This window comes from Pseudaquabacterium terrae (assembly GCF_013266755.1).
GTDB classification, from domain to species: domain Bacteria; phylum Pseudomonadota; class Gammaproteobacteria; order Burkholderiales; family Burkholderiaceae_C; genus Pseudaquabacterium; species Pseudaquabacterium terrae.
The window spans coordinates 1-9,548 of record NZ_JABRWJ010000026.1; the positions used below are offsets into that span (position 1 = coordinate 1).

A 9,548-nucleotide genomic window follows, 5' to 3' on the forward strand; every position below is an offset into this window, starting at 1 on the left:
CTAACCCTTCGGTCAACGCGACGTCCACCAGCTACGCGCCAGGGCCGCGAGGCACCCAGGCATATCATCTGCCTCGCGGCCCTGGCGCTCCGCTGGCGGCCGCGCGTTACCTCAAACGTTAGGTGTCCGTCGAAGTGCGCCACTTGCGAAGGGTCGTTCAGCCCACCTTCGCCGGCGAGCACGATCGGAGTTGCGCTCTGGAAGCGAAGACATCGTTCACCGGGGTGCCCTGGCAGAAACACAATGCCATTGGCTGCATGCGCAGGCCACCACGCGCCCTTCGGGCGTTTGCAGTCCGGGAGCCGAGGTCGTATTGTGGTTCACCAAGGTCTGTCGCTTGTATTGGCCGCTCACCTCGAAGTCCAGCACCCCGCCCGGGCTCTGGCAGCTCGCACATCTGCGCCGTTCAAGTTCTGGTTTGCGCATTATCGTCATCCGTCCTTCTGGCATCGTTGCCCAAGACCCGCAGCCACCTAACCCTTCGGTCAACGCGACGTCCACCAGCTACGCGCCAGGGCCGCGAGGCACTCAGGCATATCATGTGCCTCGCGGCCCTGGCGCGTAGCTGGCGGCCGCGCGTTACCTCAAACGTTAGCCGCTGGCGAAGACGCAATGCGTACCAAGGTAGCGTTCAGCGCAGCACCGAGCGCTCTCGACGAAACAGAAGGACGAGTGCGCTTCGCGCAAGCGTGCTGCGCCGCGCAGCCAGATGGTCGGGCGCCGCAAGGCGGCGCGAATCTGAGCGCCTCGGCAGCTTCCAGGCCACTCGTCGCAGAACCTCGTCCCGGTCGTCGCCGGATTCCTGTAAATCGTGCGGCACGAGACAATCGCGCCTAACCCGAAGACCAACACAGAGTTCAGCGATGCCACCGTCTGAGCGACCGTCGAGAATATCTGTTGATCGGAGCGGCAGGAGTCTGTCGCTCGGCAAGGTCCGGTTCATCCCGGCACCACGTCGCACTAGCCGGGCAGCGGCTAACCCTTCCATCGAGGGGACGGCTTCCAGCGGGCTTCACCCGCTTCCAGCCGCCCCTCATGTCAAACGTTAGGCCTCGGCGAAGGCCTGCATGTCAATGCCGCATCGCTTTGCGAGTACCGAGCATGAACTTGCTGCCACCGAGCGCGGTGCAAGACCGTGCCCTGCCAACAGCGCTTGCGCGCAAGCGTGCTGCGCCGCGCAGTCAGTCCGTCGCAGGGCGCGCAAGCGCGCCAAGGGTCCGAGCGCCATGGCAAGCACCCGGCCGCTTGTGGCTCAATGCAAGCGCGTCTTGCCCAGGCTGAAGACATGCGCGAGAACACGATCCCATCCTTCGCCAACCGCGACTTCGATGAAGTCAGTGCAAAGACATGATCGGCCGGCTCTGTTCCCCGGTTGTGCCCGTGGCAGCGCAGCATAGAAATTCGCGTCGGCTCGTCTCTGGCATCGTGCGGCGTTGGGAAGTCCGGTTCGGTTCAGGTCAGAATCCGCGGCCTAACTCATCGGTCAACGCCGTCCACCAGCTGCGCGCCAGGGCCGCGAGGCACCCAGGCATATCATCTGCCTCGCGGCCCTGGCGCTCCGCTGGCGGCCGCGCGTTACCTCAAACGTTAGGCGTCATGGCAAGGCCCTGCACGAGCAATCGGTCCGTCTTGCGAGCACCGAGCATGAAGAACAACACCACGTCTGTCGCGGGTCCGTCCGACTGCGCCGACCCGCGAATCGTCCTCGCAAGCTGTGCACTTCGATCGGCGCTTCAAGGTCAGTCTCACGAGTGCGCTTCGCGCAAGCGTGCTGTGCCGCGCAGTCAGTCCATCGGGCGCCGCGCAGGCGCGGCGCGAGGCGGAGTTCGGAGCGCGAGGCCAACAATCCGCACTGCGCATGCACTCTGGCCCTGGCAAGCCGCAGCGCTTTGCGGCCATCATTGGCAGTCGGCTCTTCATCCGCACGGTCTCGCAGTTCTGCCGCTCATAATGCCGCCTAACCCTTCGGTCAACGCGACGTCCACCAGCTACGCGCCAGGGCCGCGAGGCACCCAGGCATATCATCTGCCTCGCGGCCCTGGCGCTCCGCTGGCGGCCGCGCGTTACCTCAAACGTTAGGCGCCACCATGCCGAGCTACGCGTGGGCTTGCCACGTCTGTCAAACCGCCAATCCGAGCGACCGGACAACATGCCAAGCGTGCGGGTTCCCGGCGACGGCACGAGGTCGAGACATCCTGAGGATGCGGCCAGCCGAAGCTCGGTCGAGTCCTGGCACGAGGCGACGGCCAGCCATATCTACATCATCAGCGTTCCTGGATGGCTTGGATGACCTGCCGCTCCCGCAACGTCTACTCGCGTACTTCATAGTGGGAATAGCCGGTATTTCGTTCGTGGCCTTCAAGGTAGCGCCGAGTTTCACGTGGTCCTTCGTTGCGTTGGCGCTAGCAATCGGCTCGATCATATTGGTCGGAATCCTGATTTCCAGGGGCGGCAGGCCCTCAAGTATGAAGAGTCCGACATCGCAGCAACGACATCGAATCAAGTGACGCCTAACCCTTCGGTCAACGCGACCCGCAACAGCAGGCGTCTTGGGGCGCGAAGCACCGCGGTCTATCATGTGCTTCGCGCCCCAAGCCTCCTGCTGTCGCGGGCGCGTTACCTCAAACGTTGGGCGTCACCTAACCACCTCCGAGCCAAGCATGCATCTTGATCCAATCGTTCGTCGCCGCTTTGCTGAGCTTCGAGTCAAGGCGGAGGCTGTCAGCGCTGCACGGTTCGTTGACTTTGTGTCGGACGGAAAGCCGTTCTACAAAGTGCAGTCAGGCCAGTACAAAGAGTGGGCGACCAGCGTCATGAATCTTTTGCAGCGAACATTCGGTGAAACGAGCGTTCACTACAAGAACTTCTCGGCGCACTACGCCTCTTTTGAAGGATGGATGTCGAACTACGAAGATTCGTTCGGAATCTTCGCCGCGGCACAAGAAGACTACGAAGGCGGGTATCTCTTCAATATCCGAACGCTAGCAAAGGCAGAAGTTCTTTCAGATGCCATCACTCAAGCGAAAGAGCTACTTGCTGCCGGGTTCAAAGATCCAGCATGCATCCTGGCCCGCGTAGCCCTTGAATCCGCGTTGAAAGACTTAGCAGGAAAGTTTTCGTTACCCGAAGGCAAGCTGGAACGAATGAATGCCGATCTATCGAAAGTCGGTGCGTACAACATGGCCAAGCAGAAGCAAATCACAGCTTAGAGATCGGCAACAAGGCAGCACATGGGGAATGGGCTACCTACACAGCGCAAGACGCATCAGCAATGGTGAGCGGAGTCGAGGCTCTCGTCGCAGATCTATGAGCGCACCAGTGACGCCCAACCCTTCAATCGAGAGGACGTGCCCCGGCACGCCTCTCATCTCAAACGTTAGGTGCCACGAGTGCCACAATCCCAGGGCATCAGCTTCATTTCCATCATGACTCATCGACCCATCATCTTTGCCCTACTGGCGCTTCTCAGCCTGGGCACTACCGCACAAACCGAAGCGCCGCCCAGCGCCGACGAAATCGCACTCGGGTGGCAGTTCTCCGACTGTTCGCACTATTTCCTATTCGCCGCAGAGGCCTCCAAGGCGGCAGGCAATGTGCTGGAAGCAGCGGCCCTGGGTCAACTGCAAACCGCAAGTCTTGCCGCCGCCGTCGCATTGGTCGGCGAAGATGCATTCAAAGCAGAGGTATTGCGGCGCACACAGGACTTTCTCAAGACGCTCAACACGCCGCCGCCCGAGGAAGCATTCAGCAAGACCGGTGCACGGTGCAGGAAACTAATGGAAACGCAACTCGAAGGTGCCTCTCCGAAGATCCAGGCTCTTGCGGCAAAGAAGGAGGCGGAGAAGCGTAAGTAGCCTGCTCTGCGCAACTCCAAGTGGCACCTAACCCTTCGGTCAACGCGACCCGCAACAGCAGGCGTCTTGGGGCGCGAGGCACCCAGGCCTATCATGTGCCTCGCGCCCCAAGCCTCCTGCTGCTGCGGGCGCGTTACCTCAAACGTTAGGGCGCACAATCAGCCCGCCCCACCATCCGCAACTCACTAAGGAGAGCACACTTGGATCTTGGCAAATTTGAATGGGCTCAGGTAATCGCAGTCTTGGCGCTTGTCATCGCGGCAACCAATGCGTACTTCACCTTCTTTCGAAAGGCACCGCTTCAGCCGCGTATCGGCGAAACGATTCTTCTACAGCTCGCCGAAGAAGATCGCTTGCGAGTAAAGCCGGAAGTGACTTTTCATAACCCAGGGGCCTCCCTGGCAATAGTGCATCGCCTTGAGTGGGAACTCCGTGACCTTGCGGATGGCTCAAGCCAGAACATGATCTGGGATGAGAATCTCACAACTACTTTTGTGGACGAAGGTGGCCAGCGCAGAACAGACACGCGATTTGAGAGCTTCCCTGGGACAATTTACGTCAGCAAGGGCGACGCCGTTATCAAGAGAATGCAGCTCTCAACGGCTCGAGCGATTCCACTGAAGGCTACGGACTATCTGCTCTCCCTGAAGATCCTCAGCGACGGCACCAGCAGCGACGCTGTCTCCATGAACATCAAGTTGCGACTGACGTCGGAAGACATATCCTTTCTTAAGGAAAATCAACTATCGCCTGAGAACACACGCAGACGGATACTTCGATTCAATCTAGACCAAGTCGCGAATGGTGGTTTCTATCTGCGAAAGAGATAGCTTCGTCCATTGAATCGAATGCAGTGCGCCCTAACCCTTCGGTCGAGGCGACAGCCTACAGCGTGGCACCGGGGCCGCGAGGCTCTCAGGTATATCATCCGCCTCGCGGCCCCGGCACCACGCTGTAGGCTGCGCCTCACCTCAAACGTTAGGCCGCACAGTCACCACCGCGCGGAGGCATCCATGGACGAATCGCAGTTCCTCCAAGTCTTCAAGCCGTACTACGAAGCCTTCGCTGAACACGATGAAGCTCACCGCATGCAACTCCTGCGCGAGGCAATGACACCGGAGGCGGAGATCTGGGGTCCCAAGCGCGTCTTCGCCGGATATGAGCAGATCTCCGAGAAGATTACTGGGTTCCACAACAACTGGCCTGGTTGCAGGCTCGTACTGGACACCGGACTCAACATCTTTCTGAACAGTGCGCGAGTCGGAGGTGCCATCGTTGGGCCAGATGGAAGTGTGCGCGCAAGAGGTGAGGCAGTGATCGAGCTGGCCGCAGATGGAAGGATTCAACGTGTCCTGCCCTTCTGGGAGCCGCTTCCCCCACTTCCCGCCTCATGGCCTGGCGCGCTTGCCGGACCGCCTCGGCAAGGCAGTGCGGCCTAACCCTTCGGTCAACGCGACGTCCACCAGCTACGCGCCAGGGCCGCGAGGCACCCAGGCATATCATGTGCCTCACGGCCCTGGCGCTCCGCTGGCGGCCGCGCGTTACCTCAAACGTTAGGCCTCACACTCCCCACCATGCAGTCGAAGTTCTTCGTCTTCTTCATGCTCTCTCTGCCGCTAACAGCCCAGGCACAGACCAAGCCTCGGTGCGATGGTGAACGGTTGAGTACAGCCGATGAAGGCTTTTGCCTCGCCACGGAGTATGACCAAGCATCAAAGCTTCTCAGCGGGAAGATACGACAACTTCTCGAACTCGCCGCATCCGCAGATACAGGATTCTCAGACCCCAAGTACGTGAAGGAACGACGAGCTGCATTTGTGCAGGCCATACGGGAATCTCAGAACTCCTGGCGCAGGCTGGTGGAAGCAGAGTGCTCGGTACTCGTGGTCGGTTCGTTCGGCATTGGGAACGGCGGCGAGAATGCTGCCGTCCAATGCAAGATTGATCGCACCTACGAGAGGATCGGTCACTTGAGCAAGACTGAGGCGTACAGATGGCTATGGCCGTGAGGCCTAACCCTTCGGTCAACGCGACGTCCACCAGCTACGCACCAGGGCCCGCGAGGCACCCAGGCATATCATGTGCCTCGCGGCCCTGGCGCTCCGCTGGCGGCCGCGCGTTACCTCAAACGTTAGGTGGCTCCAGGGAGTTCGCCGCACGCGTTGGCCTGGGTCAGTAGTCCGTCTACGAGCGCGCACCTGCCGATGCTCTGGAAGCCGAAGTCACCCGAACGTCGCTGTGCCCTGGCAGCAAACAAGAATCGAAGGTGGCCCGGGCAAGACCACCTCGAAGACGGCGGCTCTGGCAAAGATGATGATCGTCAGCGGTGCCACCGAAGACGGCGAGTTCATCGAAGTGGGCTGTCCGTCCTTCGGCGGCCAGCGGACGCCCTGAGCAACTCGTTGGCATCCCGATGCGGTCGCGCCCGCAGTCGGCGCATGGCCCTGGCAGATGACCCAACCCACGGCCCTGGCAATCCGCCGCGCGACGGTCACGCCTGACCCAAAGGCATGGGGCCGTTCTCTGCGCTGCCGGCTCTTCGGCAGTCGCTACGTATCCGTCCGGCCAAGTCATCTTGAATCAACCGTCGCGACTTGGAAGGATCGTGTCCACGTAGGGATAGGTGGACACGATGACAAGCGAGAGCGGGAAGACGCGGCGGCGCTACGGCGAGCAGTTCAAGGCGATGGTGCTGGCACAGTGCGACGAGCCTGGCATGTCGGTGGCGCAGGTGGCGATGTCGCACGGCATCAACGACAACGTCGTGCACCGCTGGCGACAACTGGCGCGCGGGAAGAACACCGCGCAGCGTGTCACGCCCGACTCGCAATCTACAGTCCTGCAGCATTCGGCGTTCGTGCCGTTGGCACTGCCGGCGCCTGATGCGCCGGAGGTGGAGACCGACGTCCGCCTGGAGATCAAGCGCGGTGCCGTGACGGTCGGCGTCGCCTGGCCGCAACCCGCACTGGGCGAGTTGGCCGGCTTCGTACGCGAGCTGCTGAAGTGATCCGGGTCGACGCGGTCTGGCTGGCGGTGCAGCCTCTGGACATGCGCCTGGGCACCGAAGCGGCGCTGGCCCGCGTGGTCGGCGTCTTCGGCGCTGCGCGTCCGAATCATGCCTATCTCTTCGCGAACCGGCGGGCCAACCGCATGAAGGTGCTGGTGCACGACGGCATCGGCGTGTGGCTGGCCGCCAGACGGCTCAATGCCGGCAAGTTCGTCTGGCCTGCCGACTGCGGCAGCACGCTGCAGCTGAGTCGCACGCAGTTTGACGCCTTGGTGCTGGGCCTGCCGTGGCAGCGCCTGGGCGAGGCCGGGATCATCCGCGTGATCTGATCTGAGGCCGTTGGCCAGGTCGGCTGCAATTGCCGGATCTGCCGATGCGCGCGGCGCACCGGTGCGGCACGATGGCTGTCCATGATCAGCGCGCAGCAACTGGACGCCCTGGACCCGCAGACGCGGCAGGCGATGCTGTCGCTGATGGCCGAGATCCGCGCCAAGGACGCCCTGATCGCGCAGCGCGAGCGCGAGGCTGCCTTCAAGCAGGCGCTGATCGACAAGCTAACTCACGAAATGGCGGTGCTGAAGCGGCTGAAGTTCGCCGCCACGAGCGAACGCTTCGCCGGCACCCTGGCGCCGGAGCAGAGGAGCCTGCTGGAGGAGACGCTGGACGCCGACCTGGCCGAGCTCGCTCGGGAGATCGAGCGCGAGCGCGGCAACACCGATGGCAAGGACAAGACTGAGAAGAAGACGCCCAAGCGCGCACCGCTGCCGCCGCACCTGCCGCGCCGCGACGTGGCGCACGAGCCGGTGGACACCAGCTGCGGCTGCGGGCAGCCTATGCAGCGCATCGGCGAGGACGTGGCCGAGAAGTTGGACTACCAGCCGGGCGTGTTCACCGTGGAGCGCCACGTGCGCGGCAAGTGGGTGTGCCGCTGCTGCGAGAAGCTGGTGCAGGCGCCGGTGCCGGCACACGTCATCGACAAGGGCATCCCGACGGCCGGACTGCTGGCGCACCTGCTGGTGGCCAAGTTCATGGACCACCTGCCGCTGTACCGGCAGGAATACATCTTCGAGCGCGCCGGCCACCTGATCGCCCGCTCAACGCCGGCCGCCTGGGTGGGCGAGTGCGGCGCTCAACTGCAGCCGCTGGTGCAGGCGCTGGCCGACGAACTGCGGCGCCACATGGTGCTGCACGCCGACGAGACGCCGGTGGCGATGCTCAAGCCGGTGAACCTGCGTGATGGCAAGACCCATCGCGCGTACATGTGGTCGTACTGCACGACGAGCGCGAACCCGACGAAGGCGGTGGTGTTCGAGTTCAGCGAGACACGCAGCGGCGAGAACGTGCGCGAGTTCCTGCGGCTGGACTCTCCGCAAGCCTGGCAGGGCACGCTGGTCACCGATGGCTTCAGTGGCTACACCGCCACAACGACCAAGGGCGTGACCTCGGCGCAGTGGCATGGCGCACGCACGTAGGAAGTTCAACGATCTGTGGGCCAACCACCGCAGCGAGGTCGGCCGCAAGGCACTGCGTTACCACCAGTGCCTGTTCCGGATCGAGCGCGAGATCGAGGACCTGCCCAGCGATGAGCGACGGCGGATACGGCAGCGCAAGTCACGTCGAGTGCTGTCCGTCTTCCACCGGTGGCTGCTCGCGCAGCGGCAGTTGGTGCCGACCGGATCGGCGACGATCAAGGCGATCGACTACAGCCTCAGGCGCTGGAAGGAGCTCACCCGCTTCATCGAGGACGGGGACGTGCCGATCTCGAACAACTGGGTGGAGAACCACATCAGGCCGATTGCCCTCGGAAGGGCGAACTGGCTGTTCACCGGCAGCCTGCGCGCGGGCAAGCGGGCCGCGGCGATCATGAGCCTGCTCCACTCGGCGCGCATCAACGGGCACGACCCCTACGCGTACTTCAAGGACGTGCTCGAGCGGCTGCCGACTCACCCGGCCAGCCGCATCGACGAGTTGCTGCCGCATCGCTGGTCGCCCTCTTGCTGACGAACGGCGCCGGCCGCGCGCTGGGCGTCAAGATGACTTGGCCGGACGGATACGTCGCTACCGCTCTGGCAGCAAGCGCTCTGGCACGCAGCCACCTAACCCTTCGGTCAACGCGACGTCCACCAGCTACGCACCAGGGCCGCGAGGCACCAAGGCATATCATCTGCCTCGCGGCCCTGGCGCTCCGCTGGCGGCCGCGCGTTACCTCAAACGTTAGGTGTCCGTCGAAGTGCGCCACTTGCGAAGGTCTCGTTCAGCCCGCCTTCGCCGGCGAGCACGATCGGGTGCACTCTGGAAGCGAAGACATCGTTCGCCGCGGCGCCCTGGCAGGAACACAAAGCCGATGGCCGCATGCGCAGTCCACCATGCGCCCTTCGGGCGTCTGCAGTTCGGGAACCGAAGGCCGGACTGCGGTTCACCAAGATCCGTCGCTTGTGTTGGCCGCTCATCTCGAAGTCCAGGAGTACCCGGGCTCTGGCAGCGCGCACATCTGCGCCGTTCAAGTCCTGCCCTGCGCATCATCGTCATCCGTCCCTCACGCATCGGTGCCCAAGACCCGCAGCCACCTAACCCGGAAATTTCACGCTACCCCCGTGAAAGCGAGGACGGCATTGCCCCTGGAATGCCCGTTTGTCGAGGTGCTGAATCTTGACGAAGGGCGGAGGCAATGCCGAATCCAGAATGTA

Annotated in this window: 8 protein-coding genes and 1 pseudogene; all 9 read left to right on the top strand. The window is 62.9% G+C overall.

The features are described from left to right. Window positions 1-2,660: 2,660 nt before the first annotated feature. The 9 genes and pseudogenes from HLB44_RS36215 to tnpC all read left to right on the top strand — a co-directional run bounded on the left by HLB44_RS36215 (window position 2,661) and on the right by tnpC (window position 8,862). Window positions 2,661-3,209, top strand: a complete 549-nt coding sequence (locus HLB44_RS36215; RefSeq protein WP_173135597.1) for a hypothetical protein — start codon at window positions 2,661-2,663, stop codon at window positions 3,207-3,209. 180 nt (window positions 3,210-3,389) lie between these two features. Beyond that, window positions 3,390-3,854 carry a hypothetical protein gene (locus HLB44_RS36220; RefSeq protein WP_173135600.1) on the top strand — a complete coding sequence of 155 codons (465 nt, stop codon included), beginning with the start codon at window positions 3,390-3,392 and terminating at the stop codon, window positions 3,852-3,854. A 200-nt stretch (window positions 3,855-4,054) separates the two neighbouring features. Beyond that, complete coding sequence (locus tag HLB44_RS36225) at window positions 4,055-4,684, top strand: hypothetical protein (RefSeq protein WP_173135603.1); 630 nt, start codon at window positions 4,055-4,057, stop codon at window positions 4,682-4,684. Window positions 4,685-4,867: 183 nt separating this feature from the next. Then, window positions 4,868-5,293 carry a nuclear transport factor 2-like protein gene (locus tag HLB44_RS36230; protein WP_173135606.1) on the top strand — a complete coding sequence of 142 codons (426 nt, stop codon included), beginning with the start codon at window positions 4,868-4,870 and terminating at the stop codon, window positions 5,291-5,293. Window positions 5,294-5,428: 135 nt separating this feature from the next. Beyond that, window positions 5,429-5,863, top strand: coding sequence for a lysozyme inhibitor LprI family protein (locus HLB44_RS36235; protein WP_173135609.1), 435 nt, complete (start codon window positions 5,429-5,431; stop codon window positions 5,861-5,863). Between the two features lie 229 nt (window positions 5,864-6,092). Next, entirely contained in the window at window positions 6,093-6,248 is a 156-nt protein-coding gene (locus tag HLB44_RS36240) for a hypothetical protein (RefSeq protein ID WP_173135612.1), read from the top strand. 238 nt (window positions 6,249-6,486) lie between these two features. Continuing rightward, on the top strand, window positions 6,487-6,861 hold the full coding sequence (locus HLB44_RS36245) for a transposase (RefSeq protein WP_173135615.1): 375 nt from the start codon (window positions 6,487-6,489) through the stop codon (window positions 6,859-6,861). Then, entirely contained in the window at window positions 6,858-7,190 is a 333-nt protein-coding gene (gene tnpB, locus HLB44_RS36250; protein ID WP_173135618.1) for an IS66 family insertion sequence element accessory protein TnpB, read from the top strand. The genes HLB44_RS36245 and tnpB overlap by 4 nt, the downstream gene beginning before the upstream one ends. A gap of 81 nt (window positions 7,191-7,271) precedes the next feature. Then, window positions 7,272-8,862, top strand: a pseudogene (gene tnpC, locus HLB44_RS36255) (IS66 family transposase). Window positions 8,863-9,548: the final 686 nt, after the last annotated feature.

Coding starts and splice junctions, on each gene's coding strand:
- HLB44_RS36215 (WP_173135597.1), top strand. CDS start 2,661: ATGCATCTTGATCCAATCGTTCGTCGCCGCTTTGCTGAGCTTCGAGTC.
- HLB44_RS36230 (WP_173135606.1), top strand. CDS start 4,868: ATGGACGAATCGCAGTTCCTCCAAGTCTTCAAGCCGTACTACGAAGCC.
- HLB44_RS36235 (WP_173135609.1), top strand. CDS start 5,429: ATGCAGTCGAAGTTCTTCGTCTTCTTCATGCTCTCTCTGCCGCTAACA.
- HLB44_RS36245 (WP_173135615.1), top strand. CDS start 6,487: ATGACAAGCGAGAGCGGGAAGACGCGGCGGCGCTACGGCGAGCAGTTC.